This window comes from Mesorhizobium sp. LEGMi-168a (assembly GCF_058312955.1).
Window position 1 is genome coordinate 59,109 of the sequence record NZ_JBZEGV010000001.1, and the last position, 24,290, is coordinate 83,398.

General features: G+C 63.0%; 26 protein-coding genes. 22 read left to right on the forward strand and 4 right to left on the reverse strand.

The window, feature by feature from the left end; translation table 11 throughout:
- Positions 1 to 14: 14 nt before the first annotated feature.
- The gene (locus AC4FWB_RS00280) at positions 15 to 440 is read left to right on the forward strand and encodes an OsmC family protein (RefSeq protein WP_491023796.1); all 426 of its coding nucleotides are present in this window, start codon (positions 15 to 17) and stop codon (positions 438 to 440) included.
- A 47-nt stretch (positions 441 to 487) separates the two neighbouring features.
- On the opposite strand, the gene AC4FWB_RS00285 is transcribed toward AC4FWB_RS00280, so the two are convergent.
- Positions 488 to 1,117, reverse strand: a complete 630-nt coding sequence (locus AC4FWB_RS00285; protein WP_491023797.1) for a MarC family protein — start codon at positions 1,115 to 1,117, stop codon at positions 488 to 490.
- Positions 1,118 to 1,448: 331 nt separating this feature from the next.
- Positions 1,449 to 1,970, reverse strand: coding sequence for a hypothetical protein (locus AC4FWB_RS00290; protein ID WP_491023798.1), 522 nt, complete (start codon positions 1,968 to 1,970; stop codon positions 1,449 to 1,451).
- An 86-nt stretch (positions 1,971 to 2,056) separates the two neighbouring features.
- Between AC4FWB_RS00290 and AC4FWB_RS00295 the strand changes: the two genes are divergently transcribed.
- Positions 2,057 to 2,917, forward strand: a complete 861-nt coding sequence (locus AC4FWB_RS00295; RefSeq protein ID WP_491024322.1) for an AraC family transcriptional regulator — start codon at positions 2,057 to 2,059, stop codon at positions 2,915 to 2,917.
- A 192-nt stretch (positions 2,918 to 3,109) separates the two neighbouring features.
- Positions 3,110 to 5,902: a DNA gyrase subunit A gene (gyrA, locus tag AC4FWB_RS00300; RefSeq protein ID WP_491023799.1), complete on the forward strand. Its 2,793-nt coding sequence runs from the start codon at positions 3,110 to 3,112 to the stop codon at positions 5,900 to 5,902.
- 40 nt (positions 5,903 to 5,942) lie between these two features.
- Here gyrA and AC4FWB_RS00305 read toward each other — a convergent pair whose 3' ends face one another.
- Positions 5,943 to 6,095: a hypothetical protein gene (locus tag AC4FWB_RS00305; protein ID WP_127301494.1), complete on the reverse strand. Its 153-nt coding sequence runs from the start codon at positions 6,093 to 6,095 to the stop codon at positions 5,943 to 5,945.
- Positions 6,096 to 6,287: 192 nt separating this feature from the next.
- On the opposite strand from AC4FWB_RS00305, the gene coaD reads away from it, so the two are divergent.
- The 8 genes from coaD (at position 6,288) to AC4FWB_RS00345 (ending at position 11,712) form a co-directional block, all read left to right on the forward strand.
- A complete protein-coding gene (gene coaD, locus AC4FWB_RS00310; protein WP_491023800.1) occupies positions 6,288 to 6,788 on the forward strand; it encodes a pantetheine-phosphate adenylyltransferase in 501 nt (166 codons plus the stop codon).
- A 74-nt stretch (positions 6,789 to 6,862) separates the two neighbouring features.
- The gene (locus AC4FWB_RS00315; RefSeq protein WP_491023801.1) at positions 6,863 to 7,453 is read left to right on the forward strand and encodes a peptidylprolyl isomerase; all 591 of its coding nucleotides are present in this window, start codon (positions 6,863 to 6,865) and stop codon (positions 7,451 to 7,453) included.
- A 29-nt stretch (positions 7,454 to 7,482) separates the two neighbouring features.
- Positions 7,483 to 7,995 carry a peptidylprolyl isomerase gene (locus tag AC4FWB_RS00320; RefSeq protein ID WP_491023802.1) on the forward strand — a complete coding sequence of 171 codons (513 nt, stop codon included), beginning with the start codon at positions 7,483 to 7,485 and terminating at the stop codon, positions 7,993 to 7,995.
- Between the two features lie 11 nt (positions 7,996 to 8,006).
- A complete protein-coding gene (locus AC4FWB_RS00325) occupies positions 8,007 to 8,456 on the forward strand; it encodes a DMT family transporter (protein WP_491023803.1) in 450 nt (149 codons plus the stop codon).
- On the forward strand, positions 8,456 to 9,544 hold the full coding sequence (gene queA / locus AC4FWB_RS00330; protein ID WP_491023804.1) for a tRNA preQ1(34) S-adenosylmethionine ribosyltransferase-isomerase QueA: 1,089 nt from the start codon (positions 8,456 to 8,458) through the stop codon (positions 9,542 to 9,544). Before AC4FWB_RS00325 ends, queA begins: the two co-directional genes overlap by 1 nt.
- Positions 9,534 to 9,803 (forward strand): hypothetical protein, encoded by a 270-nt coding sequence (locus AC4FWB_RS00335; RefSeq protein WP_491023805.1) that lies wholly within the window; start codon positions 9,534 to 9,536, stop codon positions 9,801 to 9,803. Before queA ends, AC4FWB_RS00335 begins: the two co-directional genes overlap by 11 nt.
- On the forward strand, positions 9,796 to 10,926 hold the full coding sequence (gene tgt, locus AC4FWB_RS00340) for a tRNA guanosine(34) transglycosylase Tgt (protein WP_491023806.1): 1,131 nt from the start codon (positions 9,796 to 9,798) through the stop codon (positions 10,924 to 10,926). Before AC4FWB_RS00335 ends, tgt begins: the two co-directional genes overlap by 8 nt.
- A 60-nt stretch (positions 10,927 to 10,986) precedes the next feature.
- On the forward strand, positions 10,987 to 11,712 hold the full coding sequence (locus tag AC4FWB_RS00345) for an SDR family NAD(P)-dependent oxidoreductase (protein ID WP_491023807.1): 726 nt from the start codon (positions 10,987 to 10,989) through the stop codon (positions 11,710 to 11,712).
- Positions 11,713 to 11,722: 10 nt separating this feature from the next.
- On the opposite strand, the gene AC4FWB_RS00350 is transcribed toward AC4FWB_RS00345, so the two are convergent.
- Complete coding sequence (locus AC4FWB_RS00350) at positions 11,723 to 12,142, reverse strand: DUF4864 domain-containing protein (RefSeq protein WP_491023808.1); 420 nt, start codon at positions 12,140 to 12,142, stop codon at positions 11,723 to 11,725.
- Positions 12,143 to 12,430: 288 nt separating this feature from the next.
- Between AC4FWB_RS00350 and AC4FWB_RS00355 the strand changes: the two genes are divergently transcribed.
- From AC4FWB_RS00355 to AC4FWB_RS00405, 11 genes are all read left to right on the forward strand, one after another.
- Complete coding sequence (locus tag AC4FWB_RS00355; protein ID WP_059185676.1) at positions 12,431 to 12,667, forward strand: Lrp/AsnC ligand binding domain-containing protein; 237 nt, start codon at positions 12,431 to 12,433, stop codon at positions 12,665 to 12,667.
- A 168-nt stretch (positions 12,668 to 12,835) separates the two neighbouring features.
- Entirely contained in the window at positions 12,836 to 14,248 is a 1,413-nt protein-coding gene (locus AC4FWB_RS00360) for a circularly permuted type 2 ATP-grasp protein (protein WP_491023810.1), read from the forward strand.
- A gap of 135 nt (positions 14,249 to 14,383) precedes the next feature.
- Complete coding sequence (locus AC4FWB_RS00365) at positions 14,384 to 15,325, forward strand: alpha-E domain-containing protein (protein WP_491023811.1); 942 nt, start codon at positions 14,384 to 14,386, stop codon at positions 15,323 to 15,325.
- A gap of 20 nt (positions 15,326 to 15,345) precedes the next feature.
- Positions 15,346 to 16,140 (forward strand): transglutaminase family protein, encoded by a 795-nt coding sequence (locus tag AC4FWB_RS00370; RefSeq protein ID WP_491023812.1) that lies wholly within the window; start codon positions 15,346 to 15,348, stop codon positions 16,138 to 16,140.
- A gap of 32 nt (positions 16,141 to 16,172) precedes the next feature.
- Positions 16,173 to 16,904 (forward strand): proteasome-type protease, encoded by a 732-nt coding sequence (locus tag AC4FWB_RS00375; RefSeq protein WP_491023814.1) that lies wholly within the window; start codon positions 16,173 to 16,175, stop codon positions 16,902 to 16,904.
- A gap of 110 nt (positions 16,905 to 17,014) precedes the next feature.
- Positions 17,015 to 18,643, forward strand: coding sequence for a thiamine pyrophosphate-dependent enzyme (locus AC4FWB_RS00380; RefSeq protein WP_491024323.1), 1,629 nt, complete (start codon positions 17,015 to 17,017; stop codon positions 18,641 to 18,643).
- Between the two features lie 166 nt (positions 18,644 to 18,809).
- Entirely contained in the window at positions 18,810 to 19,580 is a 771-nt protein-coding gene (locus tag AC4FWB_RS00385) for a DeoR/GlpR family DNA-binding transcription regulator (protein WP_491023815.1), read from the forward strand.
- A 124-nt stretch (positions 19,581 to 19,704) separates the two neighbouring features.
- Positions 19,705 to 21,225, forward strand: a complete 1,521-nt coding sequence (gene glpD / locus AC4FWB_RS00390; RefSeq protein WP_491023817.1) for a glycerol-3-phosphate dehydrogenase — start codon at positions 19,705 to 19,707, stop codon at positions 21,223 to 21,225.
- Between the two features lie 39 nt (positions 21,226 to 21,264).
- Positions 21,265 to 22,344, forward strand: coding sequence for an ABC transporter ATP-binding protein (locus AC4FWB_RS00395; protein ID WP_491023819.1), 1,080 nt, complete (start codon positions 21,265 to 21,267; stop codon positions 22,342 to 22,344).
- 10 nt (positions 22,345 to 22,354) lie between these two features.
- Complete coding sequence (locus AC4FWB_RS00400) at positions 22,355 to 23,422, forward strand: ABC transporter ATP-binding protein (protein ID WP_491023820.1); 1,068 nt, start codon at positions 22,355 to 22,357, stop codon at positions 23,420 to 23,422.
- Positions 23,423 to 24,289 (forward strand): carbohydrate ABC transporter permease, encoded by an 867-nt coding sequence (locus AC4FWB_RS00405; protein ID WP_491023821.1) that lies wholly within the window; start codon positions 23,423 to 23,425, stop codon positions 24,287 to 24,289.
- The last annotated feature ends 1 nt before the right edge of the window (position 24,290 follow it).

A 24,290-nucleotide genomic window follows, 5' to 3' on the forward strand; every position in this document is an offset into this window, starting at 1 on the left:
CAAGGAAGACTACAGTGAAAGCACGCGTAAAGTGGGTCGAGGAACGCACCTTCGTCGGCGAGTCCGGCAGCGGTCACAAGGTGGTGCTGGGCACGGCGCATGGGCCGGAGGGCCGGACGCCGGGGCCGAGCCCGATGGAGCTGGTGCTGATCGGCACCGGCGGCTGCTCGGCCTATGACGTCGTCCATATCCTCGAGAAAGGCCGCGAGGCGGTCGAGGACTGCGTGGTCGAGCTCGATGCCGACCGGGCCGAGACCGAGCCGCGCGTGTTCACCCGCATCCACATGCATTTCATCGTCAAGGGCCGGGCGCTCTCGCGCGACAAGGTGAAACGGGCGATTGATCTGTCGGCCGAAAAATACTGCTCGGCGACCGCTATGATGGCCAAGACCGCCACAGTCACGCATGATTTCGAAGTCGTTGATACGGCTGAGAAATAAGGGAGAGAGGGCAGTAGGCAGTAGGCAGTAGGCAGTAGGGATGCTGCTCAGGTCGCCATTAGCGCCCTGACGCCATCCGCCACGAACTGCACTGCCAGCGCCGCCAGGATGACCCCGAGCAACCTCGTCAGGATCGAGCGGCCGGTCTGGCCGAGGATGCGGTCGATGCGCTCGGCCAGCACGAACACCAGATAGGTGAGGACAAGGCAGATCGCGATGATGCCGACCAGCGCGGCTTGAGCGCCAAAGCCCTCGAAGTGTCCCGACAGCAGCACGGTCGCCGAAATCGCGCCGGGGCCGGCGATCAGCGGTATCGCCAGCGGGAAGGCGGCGATGTTGTGGATCATGTCCTTGGTGATGGCGACGTCGCCGATCTTCTCCTTGCGGTCCTGGCGGCGCTCGAACACCATTTCGAAGGCGATGAAGAAGAGCAGGAAGCCGCCGGCGACGCGGAAGGCCGGCAGCGTTATGCCGAACACGGACAGGATCGAAGCACCGGCGACGGCGAACAGCGCCATCACCAGGAAGCCGATCACCGAAGCGCGCACCGAAACCTGCTGGCGCTCCTCGCGGTTCATGCCGCGCGTCACGGCGAGGAAAAGCGGCGCCAGCCCGGGCGGGTCGATGGTCACCAGGATGGTGACGAAGGCGTTGAACAGGCTGTCGAAGCTCGGCATCGCTGGTTCCCCTCCCGCCGGGCGACGCCCAAGCTCTGCAATTGGTAGAGCAAAGCCGGGGCCCTGGAAACAGGCGGAAGGGGAATGGTGCGCGGAGCTATGAAAGCAGGCGGGACAGCGCCCCCCTCTGTCCTGCCGGACATCTCCCCCACAAGGGGGGAGATCAGATGTCGCGCCGGCTTTCGCCAATCTCCGACGTTGCAGAGAGAGCGCCGTCGCCGAAACTGCCAATCTCCCCCCAAGTGGGGGAGATGCCCGGCAGGGCAGAGGGGGGCGCGAAGGATCGCGACCTTTCATTCCGAACGATTTGTCGACGGCTATCGAGATCCATTCATCCGCGGCGGGCCAGGAACTCGACCTCGATGCGCCAGGTCGCGCCGCCGTCATGCGAACGCTCGCCCAGCCAGCGGAACGAGTTCTTGGTGATGCGCGAAAAGCTCCAGCGCACCGACGAGCCGCTGTCGTCGGCACCGATCTGGACAATCGTGTCGCCCTCGGCGCGGCCGAGCTGCCGGCTGTAGTACTGGTTGCGAGGATCGCTCCAGAAAATGTGCCAGGCGTCCGCGCCGGGATCGTAGACACGCAGCGTCGTGCCGTAGAAGGTCCATGGTCCGAGTGACGGCGAGGGGCCGGCATCGCGCGCGGGCAGGATCCAGACGTCCTGCACTGCCTTGCCTTCCAGAACCCAGCCGAAATGCACTTCGCCGCGTCCCGTCAGCTTGGTGCCGTCCTCGAGAATGCGCGTGGCGTCGAATGTCCATGCACCTATGAAACGTCCATAGAGGTTCAGCTTCTCGGCGAGGTCCGGCTTGGGCGCGTTGCTGTGGAGGGCTTCGGCAAAAGTATCGGTCATGGCTGCTGCCTCGTTTGTCAGGAGAGGGCGAGCAATAGGCGCAGGGCGGGGTTCTGCGCTTGGGAAAAATTGCTATCTTTCACGTGATGACAACGACCGCGAAAAACCTGGCGTCGGGTCGAGGCTGGCAGGTGTCCGACGTGATCTGCACCGCCGTTGCCGGCGACAGGCCGTTCGAGGAAGAGCACCGCAGTTTTTGCATCGCCGCCGTGACCAGGGGCACGTTCCGCTACCGGACGAACCAAGGCACGGCGATGCTTGCGCCCGGCGCCATCCTGCTCGGCAATCCGGGTGCCTGTTACGAATGCGGGCATGAGCATGGCGCGGGCGACCGCTGCCTCTCCTTTCATTTTACCCCGGCCTATATGGAGCGCATCGTCGCCGATATGCCTGGTGCAAAGCGGCTCGGCTTCGCCGGCCCACGCCTGCCGCCCTTGCCGGCGCTGGCGCCGTTGCTGGCGCAGGCGGAGGCGGCCCGGGAAACGGGCGATAGCGAAGCGTTCGGGGAGATCGGGCTGCGCATTGCCGGCGCGGTGGTTGCGGCTACAACCGGCTCTCCCGGGATCGCACCGGCACCCAGCCGCCGCGACCAGAAACGCGTCGCCGAGGCGGTGCGCCTGATCGAGCTCAACGCCGAACAGCCGCTATCGCTGACCGAGCTTGCCGACAGCGCGGCGACCAGCCCGTTTCATTTTCTGCGCACATTCCGGCATGTCGCCGGCATGACGCCATACCAATTCCTGTTGAGGACCAGGCTGCACCGGGCCGCGGTGCGGCTGCGCGCATCGGACGAGGCGATCTCGGCGATCGCGTTCGATGCTGGTTTCAACGATCTGTCGACCTTCAACCGCCGATTCAAGCGCGAGATGGGAGAGACGCCGGGAACATATCGCGCCTGCCGGTCGAGCGCGAAATCGTCCGGTTCGGCGGCTGGTCAGAGCCTGTGAGGCAAAGGTCGCCCAAAGGCGCAAGCTGACGGCGTCGGCCCCTGAAGGGCTTCTGGCCAAATCGTCGCAATCAGCGGTATCCATTTGAAATTGCCACCGAAATTGTCTCTGGAAAAGTGCGGCCGCCATTGGAGTTTCGGCCCGGCTTCCTATATAAGCGGTGAGTGATTCCCGACAGGATTGTGACCTGATTTGACCGACCAGAAGACACCGCGCGGGCCGGAGGGCGGCCCCACCGGCATCGAGCCGATTTCGATCATCGAGGAGATGCAGCGCTCCTATCTCGATTACGCCATGAGCGTGATCGTCAGCCGCGCGCTGCCCGACGTGCGCGACGGCCTGAAGCCCGTGCACCGCCGCATCCTCTACGCCTCGCACGAAAGCGGCTACCACTGGAACCGCAAATATGTGAAATCGGCGCGCCCGGTCGCCGACGTGATGGGTAAATACCATCCGCATGGCGATGCATCGATCTATGACGCGCTGGTCCGCATGGCGCAGGACTGGTCGCTGCGTGTGCCGCTGATCGACGGTCAAGGCAATTTCGGCTCGATCGACGGCGATCCGCCGGCGGCGATGCGCTACACCGAGTCGCGGCTCACCAAGGTCGCGCATGAGCTGCTGGAGGATATCGACAAGGAAACCGTCGATTTCCAGGACACTTACGATGCTTCAGGCAGCGAGCCGAAAGTGCTGCCGGCGCGTTTCCCCAATCTTCTCGTCAACGGCTCCGGCGGCATCGCCGTCGGCATGGCCACCAACATTCCGCCGCACAATCTGGCCGAAGTCTGCAACGGCGCCATCGCCATCATCGACAATCCGGCGATCGACCTGCCGTCGCTGATGGAAATCGTGCCCGGCCCGGATTTCCCGACCGGCGGCATCGTGCTCGGCCGGTCCGGCATCTACAACGCCTATTCGACCGGCCGTGGCTCGATCGTCATGCGCGGCCGCGTCAATATCGAGGCGCGCGGCAACGATCGTGAATCGATCGTCGTCACCGAGATTCCCTATCAGGTGAACAAGGCGGCGATGATCGAGAAGATGGCCGAGCTGGTGCGCGAGAAGCGTATCGAGGGCATCTCCGACATTCGCGACGAGAGCGACCGCCAGGGCTACCGTGTCGTCATCGAATTGAAGCGCGATGCCGTCGCCGACGTCATCCTCAACCAGCTCTACCGCTTCACGCCGCTGCAAACCTCCTTCGGCGCCAACATGGTGGCGCTCAACGGCGGCAAGCCGGAAGTGCTGACGCTGATCGACATGCTGAAGGCCTTTGTCGGCTTCCGCGAGGAGGTGATCAGCCGGCGCACGAAATACCTGTTGCGCAAGGCGCGCGAGCGGGCCCACGTCTTGGTTGGCCTTGCGATTGCTGTCGCCAATATCGACGAAGTGATCAAGCTGATCCGCACCGCGCCCGATCCGCAGACGGCGCGTGAGCAGTTGATGGAGCGGCGCTGGCCGTCCCATGACGTCGCTCCGCTGATCCAGCTGATTGACGATCCGCGCCATCGCATCAACGAGGACGGCACTTACAATCTCTCCGAGGAGCAGGCGCGCGCCATCCTCGACCTGCGCCTGCAGCGCCTGACCGCGCTCGGCCGCGACGAGATCGCCGACGAGTTGAACAAGATCGGCGTCGAAATAGTTGATTTCCTTGACATTTTGTCGTCTCGCGCGCGCATCCAGCAGATCGTCAAGGACGAGCTGATCGCAGTGCGCGACGAGTTCGGCACGCCGCGCCGCACCGAGCTCGCCGAAGGCGGGGCGGACATGGAAGACGAGGACCTGATCCAGCGCGAGGACATGGTCGTCACCGTCAGCCATTCCGGCTACATCAAGCGCGTGCCGCTGTCGCTCTACCGGGCGCAGCGCCGCGGCGGCAAGGGCCGCTCCGGCATGTCGACTAAAGAAGAGGATTTCGTCACCCGGCTGTTCGTGGCCAACACGCACACGCCGGTGCTGTTCTTCTCCTCGCGCGGCATCGTCTACAAGGAAAAGGTGTGGCGGCTGCCGGTCGGCAATCCGCAGTCGCGCGGCAAGGCGCTGATCAACATGCTGCCGCTCGAGCAGGGCGAGCGCATCACCACCATCATGCCGCTGCCCGAGGACGAAACAAGCTGGGGCGAGCTCGACGTGATGTTCGCCACCACGCGCGGCACGGTGCGCCGCAACAAGCTGTCCGACTTCGTCCAGGTCAACCGCAACGGCAAGATCGCGATGAAGCTGGAGGAAGAGGGCGACGAGATCCTCGGCGTCGAGACCTGCACCGACAATGACGACGTGCTTCTGACCGCGAATTCCGGCCAGTGCATCCGCTTCTCGGTCGGCGACGTGCGCGTCTTCCAGAGCCGCAATTCCGTCGGCGTGCGCGGTATCGCCATGGCTGAGACCGATCGCGTGATCTCGATGTCTATCATCGAGCATGTCGACGCTTCGCCCGCCGAACGCGCCGCTTACCTGAAGCGCGCCGCGGCCGAGCGCCGCCTTGCCGCCGGCACGGCTGGCGAAGAGGAAGAGATCGCGCTGACCAATGAGGAGATCGGCGAGGAAACCGAGCTTTCCGACAGCCGTTACGAAGAGCTCAAGGCGCATGAGCAATACGTGCTGACGGTGACCGAGTACGGCTACGGCAAGCGCTCTTCGTCCTATGATTTCCGTCTGACGGGGCGCGGAGGCAAGGGCATCCGCGCCACCGACGTGTCCAAGACGGCCGAGATCGGACGGCTTGTCGCGACCTTCCCGGTCGGCAATGACGATCAGATCATGCTGGTGTCGGACGGAGGCACGGTCATCCGCGTGCCGGTCAATGGCATACGCTTCGCCAGCCGCGCCACCAAGGGCGTGACCATCTTCAACACGGCTGAAGGCGAGAAGGTGGTGTCGGTGGAGCGGATTTCGGAGCCGCAGTCAGACGAGGAAGCCGACGAGGCATCGTCGGGCGAGGCAGGCGCCGAAGATCCGGGCCAGGGAAGCCCCGAATAAGCGTCACCGGCCTTAGGGCCGGTGCGGTCGTTGCTGGGAATCAGAAGCGGCGGTAGACGTTGCGGGCGACGAAGCCATCGAGCCGCTTGGTGTTGGCCTTGACGCGCACCCGCGCTGCCTCCTGATGCAGCCCGAATGCGGTTGCGATGAGCATTACGATGGTCATTGCAGTGGCAAGCATGTAGATCAGCATTTGCGTGTTCTCCTGCACTCACAACAATAAGATGGTGTTTTGGTTTCATCTCCTGAAGCGGCAACCTAGTGAACGCTGCGTGAAGTGTTCGTGATCGTCGCATTCATCTGTCGTTCACGTCCGTGAAAAGGTTCACGAGCGGGCACATCAATGGGATTTGCCTTTGTTTGAGAGGCTCGCTAGAAGCCTGCCATGACCGAACGCACCGCCCTCTACGCCGGCTCCTTCGACCCGCTGACCAACGGCCATCTCGATGTCTTGAAGGCTTCGCTGGCTGTGGCCGATACCGTCTACGCGGCAATCGGCATCCATCCCGGCAAGACGCCGTTGTTTTCCTTCGAGGAACGCGTGAAGCTGATCGAGACCGCGACCAAGGCGGAGTTCGGCCGCGATAGCGATCGCATCAAGGTGGTCTCGTTCGATGGCCTCGTCATCGACGCCACCAGGAAGCACGGCGCCTCGATCATCATCCGCGGCCTGCGCGACGGCACCGATCTCGACTATGAGATGCAGATGGCCGGCATGAACGAGACCATGGCGCCCGAGCTGCAGACGGTTTTCCTGCCGGCCAGCCCTTCGGTGCGCACCATTACCGCCACACTTGTGCGCCAGATTGCGTCGATGGGCGGCGATATCCGCCCGTTCGTGCCGGCGGCGGTTGCCGGCGCGCTCACCGCCAAATTCGCGAAATAGTGCATGTCGCCCAAAAGTGGATGCCGGTTTTGGGGTAACGACATGTACCCAAACAAAGACTTTCGGAGATCACCATGCAGCTGAAAAAGCTCGCTTCGTTCCTTGTCGTGCTTGCCGGCCTTGTGGCGGCATCCTTTCCGGCCTTCGCCGCCGACAAGGAAAACACCGTGGTCATCACGCTGAAGGACGGCGATGTGACCATCGCGCTGCGTCCCGACTTGGCGCCCAAGCACGTCGCGCAGATCAAGAAGCTGGTGCGTGAGGGCGCCTATAACAATGTCGCCTTCCACCGCGTCATCGACGGCTTCATGGCGCAGACCGGCGACGTCAAGTTCGGCAACATGAAGAAGGGCTTCAACCCTGAGGCCGTCGGCACCGGCGGTTCCGAGCTTCCCGACCTGCCGGCCGAGTTCTCGCAGAGCGAGCAATTCACGCGCGGCGTGGTCGGCATGGCCCGCTCGCAGGACCCGAATTCGGCCAATTCCCAGTTCTTCATCATGTTCGCGCCGGCGCCGAACCTCGACGGCCAATACACCATCGTCGGCAAGGTCGAGAGCGGCATGGAACTGGTCGACAAGATCAAGAAGGGCGACGAGGCGGATAACGGCACGGTCACCGACCCCGACCGCATGATCAAGGTTCGCATCGCCGCCGACGGCAAATAACTCCCTCAATTTTCAAAGGATTTTCTGACATGGCTGAGATCAAGGACCGCGAGAACGCGCTCATCATGGAAACGACCAAGGGCCAGGTCGTCATCGAGATGTATCCGGACCTGGCGCCCGGTCACGTCGCCCGCATCAAGGAGCTGGCACGGGAAGGCGCCTATGACGGCGTGGTGTTCCACCGTGTGATCGACGGCTTCATGGCGCAGACCGGCGACGTCAAGTTCGGCAACTCCTCGAAGCCCACCTTTGCCCCGTCCCGCGCGGGCATGGGCGGCTCCGACAAGCCGGACCTCAAGGCCGAATTCTCCAACGCCAACCACGGCCGCGGCACCTGCTCGATGGCCCGCGCCCAGAACCCGAACTCGGCGAATTCGCAGTTCTTCATCTGCTTCGACGACGCCGCCTTCCTGAACCGCCAGTATACGGTCTGGGGCCAGGTGATCGAAGGCATGGAGAATGTCGACAAGATCAAGCGCGGCGAGCCGGTGCAGGATCCCGACAAGATCGTGTCGCTGAAGGTCGCGGCCGACGTCAAGTAAGGCAGAATGAGATGATGGGCGCTGTCTGGTCCCTGCTTGGCATCCTGTCCGGCGCCTTCATCGCCATCCAGGCGCCGATCAACTCGCAACTGGCGCGCGGCCTCGGCCTTCCGGTCGCGGCCGCAGCGTTTTCGTTCCTGTCGGGCGCGATCGTGCTGGGCATCATCGCGGTCGCGGTGATCAGGCTGCAGGGCATCTCGCTCGACTGGAAGGCGCCGGCGCCGTGGCTGTTCGTTGCCGGCGGCATGCTCGGCGGCTTCTATGTCACGCTCTCCACCATCCTCACGCCGCGTATCGGTGCTGCCGCGCTGATGGCCTTCCTGGTCGCCGGCCAGCTGATCGCCGGCATGCTGGTCGACCGCGCCGGTTTCCTCGGTGTTGCCGTCCGCGAAATCTCGCTTGGCCGCGTCGCCGGGGCCGTGTTGCTGCTCGCCGGAGCGCTGCTCATCCGGCTCTACTGATGCGCGTCGACCTGTTCGACTTCGATCTGCCGGAAGAGCGCATCGCGCTGCGCCCGGCCGAACCGCGCGACAGCGCCAGGATGCTGGTCGTCGGGCCTGGCGAAGGCTTGGAAGATCGGTTCGTGCGCGACCTGCCGTCGCTGCTTAAGGACGGCGACGTGCTGGTGTTCAACGACACCAAGGTCATCCCGGCGCAGCTGAAAGGCATCCGCAGGCGCGGCGAGGCGATGGCGCAGGTCGAGGCGACGTTGCACATGCGGATGGCGCCCGACCGCTGGCAGGCCTTCATGCGGCCGGGCAAGCGCATCGCCGTGGGCGACCGCATCCATTTCGGCCATGACCAGAATTCCTGCTTCCTCGGCCAGCTCGATGCGACGGTGATCGAGAAGGGCGAGGCGGGCGAGGCGCTGCTCGGCTTCGATCTTTCAGGGTCGTTCCTCGACGAGGCAATGCACGCGGTCGGCCATGTTCCGCTGCCGCCCTATATCGCCTCGAAACGCGATGATGACGAGCGCGACCGCAGCGATTACCAGACCATCTATGCAAGGGAAGAAGGCGCGGTCGCCGCACCCACCGCCGGGCTGCATTTCACGCCGGAGCTGTTTGCGGCCCTCGACGCCAAGGGTGTCGAGCGCCGCTTCGTCACGTTGCATGTCGGCGCCGGCACCTTTCTGCCGGTGAAGGCCGACGACACCGCCGACCACAAGATGCATGCCGAGACCGGGGCGGTGAGCCGCGAGACGGCGGATGCGCTCAACGCAGCAAGAGCGCGGGGGGGGCGGATCGTCGCCGTCGGAACGACGTCGCTGCGCCTCCTGGAAAGCGCTGCGCGCGACGATGGCAGGATCGAGGCCTGGTCCGGACCGACCGATATCTTCATCACGCCCGGCTACCGTTTCCGGACAGCCGACATGCTGATGACCAATTTCCATCTGCCGCGCTCGACGCTGTTCATGCTGGTCTCGGCCTTCAGCGGGCTGGAGACGATGCGTTCGGCCTATGCGCATGCCATCGAGAGCCGCTACAGGTTCTACTCCTACGGCGACTCCAGCCTGCTTTTCCGAGCGGAGACGAACGATGGACGATGATCTCGACACGATGGACCGCGACACTTTGATCGCGGAGGTGAAGAAGCTGCGCGCCGGCATCCGCACCCACCGCGATGCGACCGGCCATGATCTGTGCTGGCATCACCCCGACCTCTGGGACCTGCTGCCGGAAAGGACCGAGCCGGCGATCGCTGTGCCGCCCTGGCCGAAATTCATGGGCGGATGCATCCGCTACCGGCAGTCGCTCGACCGACAAGCACCCGGCGCGCCGGTGCACGACAAGGAATTCGATGGCTGAGACGTTCTCTTTCAAGCTCATCGCCACCGACGGCAAGGCAAGGCGCGGCGTGATTTCGATGCCGCGCGGCGAGATCCGCACGCCGGCCTTCATGCCGGTCGGCACCGGCGGCACCGTCAAGGCCATGTATATGGACCAGGTGCGCGGCGTCGGCGCCGACATCATCCTCGGCAACACCTATCATCTGATGCTGCGGCCAGGCGCGGAGCGCGTGGCGAAGCTTGGCGGCCTGCATGAGTTCGCGCGCTGGCCGCACCCGATCCTGACCGACAGCGGCGGCTTCCAGGTCATGTCGCTGTCGAAGCTGAGGAAGCTCACGGAGAAGGGCGTGACCTTCCGCTCGCATGTCGACGGCGCGCCTTACGAGATGTCGCCGGAGCGGTCGATCGAGATCCAGGGGCTGCTCGATTCCGACATCCAGATGCAGCTCGACGAATGTACCGCACTTCCGGCCAAGCCGACGGAGATCGAGCGCGCCATGGAACTGTCGCTGCGCTGGGCCGAGCGCTGCAAGACGGCGTTCGGCGACCAGCCGGGCAAGGCGATGTTCGGTATCGTGCAGGGCGGCGACAGCGCGGTCATGCGCGTGCGCTCGGCGCAGGCGCTGAAGGCGATGGACCTCAAAGGCTATGCCGTCGGCGGGCTGGCGGTCGGCGAGCCGCAGCCGGTGATGCTGGAGATGCTGGAGATAACCTGCCCGGAACTGCCGGCCGACAGGCCGCGCTATCTGATGGGCGTCGGCACGCCGGACGACATCTTGAAATCGGTGGCGCGCGGCATCGACATGTTCGACTGCGTGATGCCGACGCGCGCCGGCCGCCATGGCCTCGCCTATACGCGCCGCGGCAAGATCAACCTGCGCAACGCCCGCCACGCCGACGATCCGCGTCCGCTGGACGAAGAAAGCGACTGTCCCGCCGCGCGCGACTATTCGCGCGCCTATCTGCACCATCTCGTGCGTTCGCAGGAGTCGCTCGGTGCGATGCTGCTCACCTGGAATAACCTGTCCTACTACCAGAGGCTGATGCAGGACATCCGCGCCGCGATCGAGGCCAAAGCCTTCGAGGAGCGCGCGGCGGAGCTCTCGGAAGGCTGGGCGAGGGGCGACATTCCGGCCATCTAGTCCCACCGCCATGATTGACGGACCAGCTGCCCGGGAGCAGAGTTCCTCTGGGGACCAGCTATGACCGTGACATACGACTTTGCCGGCAAGACGGCGATCGTGACCGGTGGCTCAAGGGGCATTGGCAGGGCCGTTGCCACGCAATTGGCACGATCGGGCGCCGACGTCTGGGTATGGGACGTCGATCCTGCGCCGGCCGATGAAACCCGCAGCCAGACCGTCGACGTGACCAAGGCGCAGGACATAAGCAATGCCCTCGGCGAGGTCGTCGCCAGGACGGGGCGGGTCGACATTCTGGTCAACAATGCGGGCTATCTTGGTCCCTATCTTGGCTTCGAGGCCTTCGATCCGGCCGAGTGGCAGCGTATCGTCGGCGTGAACCTCGTTGGAACGTTCGAGGTCACGCATCGAGTTTTGCCGATCATGCGCAAGACAGGCAGCGGCCGCATCGTCAACATGGGGTCGCTCGCCGGCAAGGAGGGATTGCCGTACCTCGCGGCCTATTCGGCGGCAAGCGCGGGCATCATAGCCTTCACCAAAGCGTTGTCGCGCGAGGTCTGCGACACCGACATCCGCGTCAACTGCGTCGCTCCTGGTCCGATCGACACCGATCTTATCCGGCGTCTTGGAAACGAGGTCGTCAGCGACATGATCGATACCAGTCCGCTAAAGCGGCTTGGGGCGGTGGAAGAGGTTGCGGCGCTGGTTCTGTGGCTCTGTTCCGATGCCTCAAGCTTCAACACCGGCGCGGTGTTTGACATGTCGGGCGGTAGGGCACGGTATTGACGTAATGGCTTCAGGTGCTGACCGAAGTCGATGCCCGCAGGCTGCAGCCGGTGATCTTGAAGCTGCCGTCCGGCTGCTGCTCCAGCGTATAGACCGCCTCATAGTCCTTGCCGTCTGGGCCGACGATCAGCACCTGCTGGATGATAGAGGCCGGACCGGTCTGCTCGACCTTGCCGAAGGAGTAGCTCTGCGGCCTGCGCACCGGCGCATAGCCGTTGGTCACCATGTTCATGAAGGTGTCGACTGTCGGGAAGATGCGCTTCACGTTCGGCGCCGCGAAGCTGTAGGCGGTGGCGCCGTCATCGGCGAGGAAAGCTTTGAGCTGGCTGTCGATGACCGTCTGCGCCGCTTTGATCTCGGCGTCGCCGGGGAAGGCCATCGAAGCTATGAGCATTGGAATGAGAGCGAATGCGAACAATAAGCGGCGCACGGCCTGTCTCCCGGAATTCGCTTTGCTGACGCAATCTAACATACGCGCATCGGTGCGCCGCGGTTTCATCGCTGCCGGAAGATTCTTGGTCCTACCGATAGCCAGACCGATGCTCGGCCAAGGAGCACTCCGATGCTCGTTACCGGCGGCAGCTTGTACCGGAGCGGCACACGGACCCGCGGAATTGCGGCGAGCGGTCGCCAAGGCGCGTGCAGCCTGATGCTTGAAAGCCCGTCGCCAGTCTGCCACAAGGGCCGCTTATTCGCGTAGAAGCTTACAGGATCGGCAATGAAGGCATTTTTCGTGCAGATAAAGTGCGATCTGGGCAAAGCCTATGAGGTCGCCAGCGCGCTCGCCGATGCCGAGATCGCCTCCGAAATCTACTCGACCGCCGGCAATTACGACCTGCTCGCCAAATTCTACGTCGATGACGAGGAAGACATCGGCCACTTCGTCAATGAGAGGGTGCAGATTCTGCCCGGAATCAAGGACACCTTCACCATTGTCACCTTCCGGGCGTTTTGATCGTCCTGGCAATGCCCGCCCGCGAGGCAGGGCCTGACCCGGCATCGCCCGCGCTGCCCTAATCTTAGGCAATTTGCATAGAGCGGCCGCCGCCGCCTCTCAAATCACCGATTGCGCTTGCTTTTCTCCGGCCGGGCCAGTGAAATGGCTTCAGAGGGGAGTACGCGATTGGCAGCGTTCGACGAAATGCTTCCGGAAGTCTCCGGATTGAGAAGACCATATCAGGCTTACGATCGCTGGCTGAAGGAACAGGACCCGGCCAGGCTCACCGAGAAAATGCAGGACGCCGAGCGCGTCTTCCGCAAGACTGGCATCACCTTCGCCGTCTATGGCGAGCAGGAAGCCTCCGAGCGGCTGATCCCTTTCGACATCGTCCCGCGCATCATTTCCGGCCAGGAGTGGCGCCGGCTCACCCAAGGCATCGAGCAGCGCGTGCAGGCGCTGAACGCCTTCCTCGACGATATCTACCACAGGCAAGAGATCCTGCGCGCCGGCCGCGTTCCCAAGGATCTTATCGCAAAGAATGAAGCCTTCCTGCCCGAGATGATCGGGGTAAGACCGCCGGCGGGCGTCTACACCCACATCATCGGCGTCGACATCGTCCGCATCAGCGAGAACGAATTCTACGTGCTGGAAGACAATGCCCGCACGCCGTCCGGCGTCTCCTACATGCTGGAGAACCGCGAGACGATGATGCAACTCTTCCCGGAGCTGTTCCAGCAGATCAAGGTGCGGCCGGTCGAGAATTATCCGCAGCTTTTGCGCCAGTCGCTGGCGGCGGTGCGGCCGCAAAGCGCGAAGGGCGCGCCGACCATCGCCGTGCTGACGCCGGGTTCCTACAACTCCGCCTATTTCGAGCACGCCTTCCTTGCCGACCAGATGGGGGTGCAACTGGTCGAGGGGCAGGATCTGCGCGTCGTCGACGGCCATGTCACGATGCGCACCACCGAAGGCTATAAGCAGATCGACGTGCTCTACCGGCGCGTCGACGACGCCTTCCTCGATCCGCTGACCTTCCGGCCGGATTCCGCGCTCGGCGTGCCGGGCATCATGGATGTCTATCGCGCCGGCAACATCACCATCGCCAACGCGCCGGGAACCGGCATCGCCGACGACAAGGCGATCTATTCCTATATGCCCGAGATCGTCGAGTTCTACACCGGCCGCAAGGCGATCCTCGGCAACATCCCGACCTGGCGCTGCTCGGAGCCGGACAGCCTGAAATACGTGCTGGAGCACATCGGCGAGCTGGTCATCAAGGAAGTGCACGGCTCCGGCGGCTACGGCATGCTGGTCGGGCCGGCGGCGACCAAGAAAGAGTGCCAGGATTTCGCCAAGAAGCTGCAGGCAAAGCCCGGCAACTACATCGCCCAGCCGACGTTGGCGCTGTCCACCTGCCCGATCCTGACCGAGAAAGGCCTGTCGCCGCGCCACGTCGATCTCAGGCCCTACGTGCTCGTCTCCGACCGCATCCAGATCGTGCCAGGCGGCCTGACGCGGGTGGCGCTCAAGGAAGGCTCGCTGGTTGTGAACTCATCGCAGGGTGGCGGGACGAAGGATACTTGGGTGCTGGATGATTGAAGTGAGTGGGTAGGGAATAGTGAGTAGTCAGTAGTGCGTATCAGAGGGGACAGGCCAATGCCGCATTCAATCGAAACTCGAACTTTCACTACTCACTACTCACCATTCCCTATTCGCTAGCCCGAAGGGCCCGACATGCTTCTCGGCCGCACCGCCAACGGTCTCTACTGGATGAACCGCTACATCGAGCGGGCCGAAAACATGGCGCGCCTGGTCGATGCCGGCCTGCGCATGGCGCTGACGCGCACCCAGAACGCGTCCGAGGAATGGAACTCGGTGCTGCTCAGCGCCGGCTCCGACTATGCGTTCTCTCAGAAATACCAGGACTACACCGTCGCCAACGTTTCCGATTTCCTGCTGCGCGACACCTCGAACCCGTCGAGCACGATGTCGTCGATTGAGACGGCGCGCAACAATGCGCGCATGGTGCGCACCGCGCTGACCCGCGAGACCTGGGAGAGCATCAACGAGGCCTGGATGTCGCTGAAGCGCATGCTGGCGAGGCCGATCGACGAGCGCGACCTGCCGACCGTGCTCGATGCCATCAAGCGCGAGACGGCGCTGATCCGCGGCTCGTTCTACGGCACCATGCTGCGCAACGAGATCTTCGACTTCTCGCAGCTCGGCACCTATGTCGAGCGCGCCGACAACACGGCTCGCATCCTCGACGTGAAATACTACGTGCTCTTGCCGTCGATCTCCTGGGTCGGCTCGACGCTCGATAATTATCAGTGGGAATCGATCCTGCGCTCGGTGTCGGCGCACCGCTCCTATCGCTGGGTCTACGACGCCGAGTACAAGCCGACCAATATCGCCGACTACCTGATCCTCAATGTCCGCATGCCGCGCTCGCTGACCTTCTGCTACCGCTTCCTCGGCGAGCATCTGAGATTCCTTGCCGACGATTATGGCGAGCGCCACGCCTGCCACGCGACGGCCGAGAAGATCCAGGCGATGCTGAAGAAGGGGTCGATCAAGGATATTTTCGACCACGGCCTGCACGAGTTCCTGGTGGAATTCATCCGCGACAACACCAGGCTGGGCGACGAGATCGCCCAGGACTACCGGTTCTACTGAGCGCTGGAGGGGCAGGCGCCATGCGGCTCAAGATCACCCACCGCACCGAATACCGCTACGACGCACCGGTGCAATACCTGCTGCAGCGGCTGCGCCTTCTGCCGGTGAGCGGACCGACACAGACGGTTGTGTCCTGGGCGATCAAGATCGACGGCGCGCGCGAGGAGGTGCGCTTCACCGACCATTTCGGCAATGACACGCGGCTGGTGAGCGCCGAAGGCGGCCACCACACCATCACGGTCGAGGCTCAGGGCGAGGTGACGACGCGCGACACGGCCGGCGTGTCCGGTCCGCACCATGGTTTCGCGCAGCTTTGGCTGTTCGCCCAGGAAACGCAGCTCACCGCTGCCGGTGGCGGCATCCGCGAGTTGGCCGCATCTCTCGGCGAGGGGACCGATATCGACCGGCTGCACAGGTTGATGGGTACGATCCGCGAACGTGTCGCCTACAAGCCGGGCACGACCAGCACTGTCACGCCGGCGGAAGAAGCGCTGACGCTGAAGAGCGGCGTCTGTCAGGATCACAGCCACATCTTCACCGCCACCGCGCGCGCCATGGGTTTTCCCGCGCGCTATGTCAGCGGCTACCTGATGATGGACGCTTCGGTCGAGCAGGCGGCGAGCCATGCCTGGGCCGAGGCGCATGTTGCGGGTCTCGGCTGGGTCGCCTTTGATCCCGCCAACGGTATCTCTCCCGACGAACGCTATGTGAGGGTGGCGACGGGGCGCGATTATCGCGATGCCTCGCCGGTTTCCGGGATACTGCTCGGGCAAGCGGAGGAGAAGCTTGCCGTCACCGTCACGGTAGAGCAGTAATCTCCGCAAGATTTGGCAGCAGAAGAGCGACCATGACCTATTGCGTCGGCCTCAAGATCGACCGCGGGCTCGTGTTCATGTCGGACACGCGCACCAATGCCGGCATGGATTCGATCTCGACCTTCAAGAAGATGCATGTCTGGGAAGAGCCCGGCGAGCGCGTCATCGTGCTGATGTCGGCGGGCAATCTGGCCACCACGCAAGCCGTGGTCAGCCTGCTCGACGAGCGCACCAAGGCGGTCGGCGACCGCCACGGGAAGCTGCTCGAAACGCCATCCATGTACCAGACTGTGCGGCTGGTCGGCGACACAGTGAAGGAAGTGATCGCCTATTCGTCGCCAAGCGGCGACAAGGCCGATTCTTATTTCAACGCCTCCTTCATCCTCGGCGGCCAGATCAAGGGCAGCCCGCCACGGCTGTTCATGATCTATCCGGAAGGCAATTTCATCGAGTCGACCGAAGACACGCCATTCTTCCAGATCGGCGAGACGAAATACGGCAAGCCGATCATCATCCGCGCCTATGACCGCGCGATGAGCCTGGCCGAGACGGTGAAGCTGCTGCTGGTGTCCTTCGACTCGACGCTGAAGTCGAACCTGTCGGTCGGCCTGCCGCTCGATCTGCTCTTCCTGGAGAAGGGCGCCTTCAAGATCGGCCTCATGAGGCGGATCGGCCAGGACGATCAATATTACCGCACCATCTCGGACGGCTGGTCGAGCGCGCTGAAGGCGGCCTTCGCCAGCCTGCCGGATTTCCCGGGGTAGGGTAGGCAATGCTGCTGCACATTGCCTTTGTTTATTTAACATGTTAAGCAAAATAGCGAGGCTGAACTGACCGGCAGGGGCGGCCGCTGGGAGGAATGATGATTGGTCAAATTGTAAAGTCTGAAACGACCGCGGAAGCGATCACGCGAGCTCTGGTTGAACACGACATCGACACGGTGTTCGGCATACCCGGGGCTCACATGTACGATTTCAACGACGCGCTCCATCGTGCAAGTGACAAGATCAAATTCATCCATACAAGGCACGAACAGGGTGCGGCCTACATGGCATATGGCTATGCCAAAGCGACAGGTCGGATCGGGGCGTTTACCGTGGTTCCAGGGCCGGGCGTGCTGAACGCGGGAGCGGCTCTCTGCACCGCCTTGGGTGCGAACGCGCCGGTGCTTTGCATCACGGGCAACATCATGTCTCACTTGATCGGCAGAGGCCGAGGACAGCTTCACGAGTTGCCGGATCAACTGGCGACCCTGCGTGGCCTTACGAAAGTCGCCGAACGCATTGATCATCAGTCGCAGGCCGGCCACGTCATGAGCGAGGTTATCGCCAAGATGACCTCGGGTCGAAAGGGGCCCGGCTCTATCGAGGCACCTTGGGACGTCTTCGGCCAAAAGGGTCCGGAAGTACAGATTGTTTCGGCCGCGCGATCCGAGAATACCCGGCCCGATCCGGTGGCGGTCGAGCAGGCCATCCAGCTGATTTCAAATGCCAAACGTCCACTCATAATGGTTGGCGGCGGAGCAGTTGATGCGCACAAGCAGGTGCTGGAACTTGCCGAGCGGCTTGGCGCGCCTGTAACAGCTCATCGGTCGGGCAAAGGCGTGCTCCCTGATGATCACCCCAATACCCTCAATCTGGTCGCTGCGTACGATTACTGGAAAGATACCGATCTTCTTATCGGCATCGGCAGCCGCCTTGAATTGCAGTTCATGCGCTGGCGATACGTTCCAAAGAACCTGAAAATCATCCGGATCGATATCGACCCGAAGGAAATGGTTCGCCTCCGCCCTGACGTCGCGATCGTGGCGGATGCGGCCGACGGTGTCGCCGCCCTTCTCGAACAGTCGCCTCGATCTTCAATCGATAAGCGCCTGGAAGATTTTGCTCGACTGAACAATGCCGCGAGGGAACGCTTCGCTGGCGTGGAGCCGCAGGTTTCCTACCTGAACGCGATCAGGCGCGCATTACCGAAGGACGGTTTCTTCGTCGAGGAGATCAGCCAAGTGGGCTTCGCCGCCAGGTTCGCATTCCCGGTTTTCGCTCCCCGGCAATACGTGACATGCGGCTATCAGGACAACCTCGGTTTCGGTTTCAATACCGCATTGGGCGTTAAGGTCGCTCACCCGGACAAGATGGTGGTTTCCGTCTCCGGCGACGGCGGTTTCATGTTCGGTCTCCAGGAACTGGCGACCGCGGTTCAACATCGCATCAACGTGATAGCGATCGTGTTCAACAACGGTTCTTATGGGAATGTACTGAGAGATCAGAGGCAAACGTATGACGGGCGGTACTTGGGGTCGGAGTTGACGAATCCGGACTTTGTGAAGCTTGCCGATAGCTTCAAGATCCCGGCATTCAGAGCGACGACCGCCGAGGATCTCGAGCGTTTGATTACGGCTTCCGCGACCCTGGATAGCCCGGTGTTGATCGAGGTGCCGGTGGACAGAGGATCCGAAGCGAGTCCTTGGACCTATCTCCATCCCGCTCCCCATCCGGATTGACCGAACCGCGACCATGGATGCGTCGCGCCGGCACGCCTGAAGCCTGAAAGCCGATTGCGGATCGCGTTGCCTTCGCGGTCGCGGAAGGTTCGTTAGCCGGCTTACACCTTTTCATTGGTTTCGTTTTCCGATATAGACGGAAAAAACGAAAACGGGAGGATGCCGGATGTTTCTTTCGCCACGTCATGCCGAGATCATCCAGATGGCGAAGGACCATGGCCGGGTTCTGGTCGACGATCTTGCCACGCATTTCAGCGTGACGCCGCAGACCATCCGCAAGGACCTCAACGACCTCTGCGATCAGCGGTTGCTGACGCGCATTCATGGCGGGGCGCTGTTTCCCTCCGGCATCGAGAACATGGAATATGAAGCGCGGCGCAAGATCGCCGCCGACGAGAAGGAGGCGATCGGGCGCGCCGCGGCCAGGCTGATCCCCGACAATGCTTCGCTGTTCATCAATATCGGCACCACGACGGAAGCCGTTTCAAAGGCGCTTCTCGACCACAGCGGACTTATGGTCATCACAAATAACATCAATGTTGCCAATAGGATGCGCATCTATCCTTCGATCGAGGTGGTGATCGCCGGCGGCGTGGTGCGCGGCTCGGACGGCGGCGTCGTCGGCGAGGCGGCCGTCGATTTCATCCGCCAGTTCAAAGTCGACTACGCCGTCATCGGCGCCTCGGCCATCGACCATGACGGCGCGCTGCTCGACTTCGATTTTCGCGAAGTGAAGGTGGCGCAGGCCATCATCGCCAATGCGCGCCATGTGATTCTCGTCTCCGACCAGACCAAATTCGAGCGCACGGCGCCGGTCCGCATCGGCCATCTATCGCAGGTCAACACCTTCATCACCGACCGTTGCGACATCCCCTCTGTGCGCAGGATCTGCGAGGAAACAGAGGTTCGTTTGATCGAGACGGCGCTCGGCCAATGAGCATATCAAGGGCTTCTCACACGCCTGTGATATTTCGTTTGACATTCGTTCTGAGTTCGAAATAATCTCGCCACGGTTTCGCGAAACACAAAAATGGTGCAATGCGAAATCGTGGAGGAAACCTGTGAACGCATCACCGATCCATGACATTTTCGTCATAGGCGGCGGCATCAATGGCTGCGGCATCGCCCGTGACGCCGTTGGCCGTGGATTTTCGGTTTTCCTGGCCGAAATGAACGATCTGGCCAGCGGGACGTCCTCCGGTTCGACCAAGCTGATCCATGGCGGCCTGCGCTATCTCGAATTCTACGAATTCCGCCTGGTGCGCGAAGCGTTGATGGAGCGCGAGGTTCTGTGGAAGAACGCGCCGCACATCATCTGGCCGATGCGTTTCGTGCTGCCCTATGCCAAGGGCCTGCGTCCGGCCTGGCTGATCAGGCTCGGCCTGTTCCTCTACGACCATATCGGCGGGCGCAAGCTCTTGCCGGCGACGAAGACGCTGGACATGGCCACCGATCCGGCCGGCAAGCCGCTGAAGCCGCTCTTCCGCAAGGCCTTCGAATATTCGGACGGCTGGGTCAACGATGCCCGCCTGGTGGCGCTCAATGCTCGCGACGCGGCCGACCGCGGTGCCATCATCCGCACGCGCACGAAAGTGGTCAGCGCACGCCGCGACGGCGCCCTGTGGACGATCAAGATCCAGAATGTGTTGACCGGCGAGACCGAGGAGATCCGCGCCCGCCTGCTCGTCAACGCCGCCGGGCCCTGGGTCGACCAGGTGCTGGCAAAGGCGGTCGGCCAGAACGACGTGCACAATGTCCGGCTGGTGCAGGGCAGCCACATCGTCATCGCCAAGAAGTTCGACGATCCGCGCGCCTATTTCTTCCAGAACAAGGACGGGCGCATCATCTTCGCCATTCCCTATGAGGAAGAATTCACGCTGATCGGCACCACCGATCGCGACTATCCCGGCGATCCGCATGACGTGAAGATCAGCGATGCCGAGATCGACTATCTCTGCGCCGCGGCAAGCGAATATTTCGCGCAGCCCGTCAAGCGCTCGGACATCGTCTGGACCTATTCGGCGGTGCGCCCACTCTATGACGACGGCGCCTCGAAGGCGCAGGAGGCGACGCGCGACTATGTGCTGAAGGCCGAAGGCGGGGAGGGCGCGGCCCCCTTGCTCAATTCGTTTGGCGGCAAGATCACGACGTTCCGCCGGCTGTCGGAATCGATGCTGGAGAAGATCGAAGGCTTTCTTGGCAAGCGCGGCAAGCCTTGGACCGCCAACGCGCCGCTGCCCGGCGGCGATTTCCCGGCGACCGGCTTCGACGCGCAGGTTGCAAGGCTCAAGAACGCCTATCCGTTCCTCGACCAGCGGCTGGCGCGCAGGCTCACCCGGCTCTACGGAACGCGTGCCGAGAAGCTGCTTGGGCTGGCCAAGTCGAATGCCGATCTCGGCCGCAACTTCGGCGCCGACCTCTACGAGGCCGAGGTGCGCTACCTCGTCGAGAACGAATGGGCGGTCACCGCCGAAGACGTGCTGTGGCGCAGGACCAAGCGCGGCCTGCATTTCAGCCGCGAGCAGATCGCGACACTCGAAGAATTCATGCGTGGCCGACGCCATGTCGCGGCGGCGGAATGATAGCCGCCCAATGACATACAGGGCCTGGGAGGAGGCGTGATGCTGGAATTGAGGAACGTGACGAAGATGGTCGGCGCGCAGGAGCATATCCGCGACGTGTCGCTGACGCTTCAGCACGGCTCGCTGAATGTCCTCCTCGGGCCGACGCTTTCAGGCAAGACCAGCCTGATGCGGCTGATGGCCGGCCTCGATGCGCCGACCTCCGGCTCGGTCTGGTTCGACGGCAAGGACGTCACCGGGCAGCCGGTGCAGAAGCGCAACGTTGCGATGGTCTACCAGCAGTTCATCAACTATCCGGCGATGACCGTCTACGAGAATATCGCCTCACCGCTTCGGGTTGCCGGCGTCGAGCAGGGGAAGATCGACAAGGAAGTGCGCAATGCGGCGGCGCTGCTGAAGCTCACGCCCTATCTCGACCGCACGCCGCTAAGCCTGTCGGGCGGCCAGCAGCAGCGCACCGCGCTTGCCCGCGCCATCGTCAAGAACGCCAGCCTGGTCCTGCTCGACGAGCCGCTCGCCAATCTCGATTACAAGCTGCGCGAGGAGTTGCGGGCCGAGCTGCCGAAGATCTTTGCCGCCTCCGGTACCATTTTCGTCTACGCCACGACCGAGCCGCACGAAGCGCTTTTGCTCGGCGGCAACACGGCGACGCTGTCGGAAGGCCGGGTCACGCAATTCGGGCCGACCGTCGAAGTGTTCCGCAGGCCGGTCGACCTGGTGACGGCAAGGACCTTCGCCGACCCGCCGCTCAACACCATCGTGCTGGCCAAGAAGGGCTCGGATTTCCTGCTCGAAGGCGGCGTCAAGCTGCCTGTGCCGCCGGAACTGCTCGGCATTCCGGACGCCAGCTACACGATCGGCTTCCAGCCGCACCATCTGTCGCTCGAGCGTCCCAACGCCAGCGCCGTGCCGGTGCGGGCCAAGGTCACCATCACCGAGATCACCGGCTCGGAAAGCTTCGTCCATCTCGACTTCGCCGATGCGCGCTGGGTCATGCTGGCGCACGGCATTCTCGATTTCGAAACAGACGACGAGGTCGAGGTCTTCATCGACCCGCGCCACATCATGGCGTTCGACCAGAACGGCCGCGCCGTGACGGCGTCGAAGCTGGCGGCCTGAGGAGGAAGCGATGGCGCGCATCGACGTCAACCACATCCGTCACTCCTACCTGCCTAACCCGAAGAAAGATTCGGATTTCGCGCTGAAGGAAGTGCACCATATTTTCGAGGACGGCGGCGCCTATGCGCTGCTCGGACCCTCGGGCTGCGGCAAGACCACCTTGCTCAACATCATTTCGGGGCTGCTCCACCCCTCGCACGGGAAGCTTCTGTTCAACGGCCGGGACGTGACCAGGCTGTCGACGCAGGAGCGCAACATCGCCCAGGTGTTCCAGTTCCCGGTCATCTACGACACCATGACCGTCTACGACAATCTGGCCTTCCCGCTGCGCAACCGGCGCGTGCCGGAAGTCGATGTCGACCGCAAGGTGCGCGAGACGCTCGACATGATCGATCTCGCCTCGATGGCCAACCGGAAGGCGCGCCGGCTGACAGCCGACCAGAAGCAAAAAATCTCGCTCGGACGCGGTCTGGTGCGCTCGGACGTCAACGCCATCCTGTTCGACGAGCCGCTCACCGTCATCGACCCGCATATGAAATGGGTGCTGCGCTCGCAGCTCAAGCAACTGCATCGCCGCTTCGGCTACACCATGGTCTATGTCACGCACGACCAGACCGAAGCGCTGACTTTCGCCGACAGGGTCGTGGTCATGTATGACGGCGAGATCGTTCAGATCGGCACGCCGGCCGAGCTGTTCGAGCGGCCGCGCCACACTTTCGTCGGCTATTTCATCGGCTCGCCGGGCATGAACGTCCTGCCGGTCGCGCTCGAAGGCAGGACGGCGATGCTCGGCTCGCAGCGCATCGAGCTGCCTGGCACGCCGAAGGCTCAAGCCGGCCCCGTCGAGCTCGGCATCCGTCCCGAATATGTGCGGCTCGGCCGCGACGGCATGGCCGTTTCCGTCAGCAAGGTCGAGGATGTCGGCCGCCACAAGGTGGTCCGCGCCAATCTCGAGGGCAGGGAAATTGCCGCCGTCATTGGCGAGGACGACGAGGTGCCTGCCGAACCCAAGGTTCGCTTCGAGCCTGCCGGCATCAACATCTATGCCGATTCATGGCGCGTCGAGATGGGGGCCTAGATGGAAAAGACCTGGAATAACAGGGCCTGGTTCCTTGTCCTGCCGGTGCTGGTGCTGGTGGCGTTCTCGGCCGTCATCCCGCTGATGACCGTCGTCAACTATTCGGTGCAGGACACGTTCGGCAACAACGTCTTCTTCTGGGCTGGCACCGAGTGGTTCGAGGAGCTGCTCGCCTCCGACCGCTTCTGGGAAGCGATGGTGCGCAACCTGATCTTCTCCTTTATCATCCTGGCGATCGAAGTGCCGCTCGGCATCTTCATCGCGCTCAACATGCCCAAGAAGGGCTGGGGCGTGCCGGTCTGCCTGGTGCTGATGGCGCTGCCGCTGCTCATCCCATGGAACGTCGTCGGCACGATCTGGCAGGTCTTCGGCCGCAATGACATCGGCCTGCTCGGCTATTACGTCAACGCGCTCGGCCTCGACTACAACTACGTCCAGGATCCGTTCGACGCCTGGGTTACCGTCATCATCATGGATGTCTGGCACTGGACGAGCCTGGTCGTGCTGCTTTGCTATGCCGGCCTGGTCTCGATCCCGGACGCCTTCTACCAGGCGGCCAAGATCGACGGCGCCTCGCGCTGGGCGGTGTTCCGCTACATCCAGCTGCCGAAGATGCAGCGCGTGCTGCTGATCGCGGTGCTTTTGCGCTTCATGGATAGCTTCATGATCTATACCGAGCCCTTCGTCGTCACCGGCGGCGGCCCCGGCAATTCGACCACGTTCCTGTCGATCGACCTCGTCAAGACCGCACTTGGGCAGTTCGATCTCGGTCCGGCGGCGGCGATGTCGCTGGTCTACTTCCTGATCATCCTGTTGTTGTCGTGGGTGTTCTACACCGTGATGACCAACTACGACGCGGAGCGCTGAG

What these genes read in the sequence shown, in the direction of transcription:
- AC4FWB_RS00285 (WP_491023797.1), bottom strand. Translation starts at nt 1,117, where the DNA reads ATGCCGAGCTTCGACAGCCTGTTCAACGCCTTCGTCACCATCCTGGTG.
- AC4FWB_RS00290 (WP_491023798.1), bottom strand. Translation starts at nt 1,970, where the DNA reads ATGACCGATACTTTTGCCGAAGCCCTCCACAGCAACGCGCCCAAGCCG.
- AC4FWB_RS00295 (WP_491024322.1), top strand. Translation starts at nt 2,057, where the DNA reads ATGACAACGACCGCGAAAAACCTGGCGTCGGGTCGAGGCTGGCAGGTG.
- AC4FWB_RS00305 (WP_127301494.1), bottom strand. Translation starts at nt 6,095, where the DNA reads ATGCTGATCTACATGCTTGCCACTGCAATGACCATCGTAATGCTCATC.
- coaD (WP_491023800.1), top strand. Translation starts at nt 6,288, where the DNA reads ATGACCGAACGCACCGCCCTCTACGCCGGCTCCTTCGACCCGCTGACC.
- AC4FWB_RS00315 (WP_491023801.1), top strand. Translation starts at nt 6,863, where the DNA reads ATGCAGCTGAAAAAGCTCGCTTCGTTCCTTGTCGTGCTTGCCGGCCTT.
- AC4FWB_RS00320 (WP_491023802.1), top strand. Translation starts at nt 7,483, where the DNA reads ATGGCTGAGATCAAGGACCGCGAGAACGCGCTCATCATGGAAACGACC.
- AC4FWB_RS00325 (WP_491023803.1), top strand. Translation starts at nt 8,007, where the DNA reads ATGATGGGCGCTGTCTGGTCCCTGCTTGGCATCCTGTCCGGCGCCTTC.
- queA (WP_491023804.1), top strand. Translation starts at nt 8,456, where the DNA reads ATGCGCGTCGACCTGTTCGACTTCGATCTGCCGGAAGAGCGCATCGCG.
- AC4FWB_RS00335 (WP_491023805.1), top strand. Translation starts at nt 9,534, where the DNA reads ATGGACGATGATCTCGACACGATGGACCGCGACACTTTGATCGCGGAG.
- tgt (WP_491023806.1), top strand. Translation starts at nt 9,796, where the DNA reads ATGGCTGAGACGTTCTCTTTCAAGCTCATCGCCACCGACGGCAAGGCA.
- AC4FWB_RS00345 (WP_491023807.1), top strand. Translation starts at nt 10,987, where the DNA reads ATGACCGTGACATACGACTTTGCCGGCAAGACGGCGATCGTGACCGGT.
- AC4FWB_RS00355 (WP_059185676.1), top strand. Translation starts at nt 12,431, where the DNA reads ATGAAGGCATTTTTCGTGCAGATAAAGTGCGATCTGGGCAAAGCCTAT.
- AC4FWB_RS00365 (WP_491023811.1), top strand. Translation starts at nt 14,384, where the DNA reads ATGCTTCTCGGCCGCACCGCCAACGGTCTCTACTGGATGAACCGCTAC.
- AC4FWB_RS00370 (WP_491023812.1), top strand. Translation starts at nt 15,346, where the DNA reads ATGCGGCTCAAGATCACCCACCGCACCGAATACCGCTACGACGCACCG.
- AC4FWB_RS00375 (WP_491023814.1), top strand. Translation starts at nt 16,173, where the DNA reads ATGACCTATTGCGTCGGCCTCAAGATCGACCGCGGGCTCGTGTTCATG.
- AC4FWB_RS00385 (WP_491023815.1), top strand. Translation starts at nt 18,810, where the DNA reads ATGTTTCTTTCGCCACGTCATGCCGAGATCATCCAGATGGCGAAGGAC.
- AC4FWB_RS00395 (WP_491023819.1), top strand. Translation starts at nt 21,265, where the DNA reads ATGCTGGAATTGAGGAACGTGACGAAGATGGTCGGCGCGCAGGAGCAT.
- AC4FWB_RS00400 (WP_491023820.1), top strand. Translation starts at nt 22,355, where the DNA reads ATGGCGCGCATCGACGTCAACCACATCCGTCACTCCTACCTGCCTAAC.
- AC4FWB_RS00405 (WP_491023821.1), top strand. Translation starts at nt 23,423, where the DNA reads ATGGAAAAGACCTGGAATAACAGGGCCTGGTTCCTTGTCCTGCCGGTG.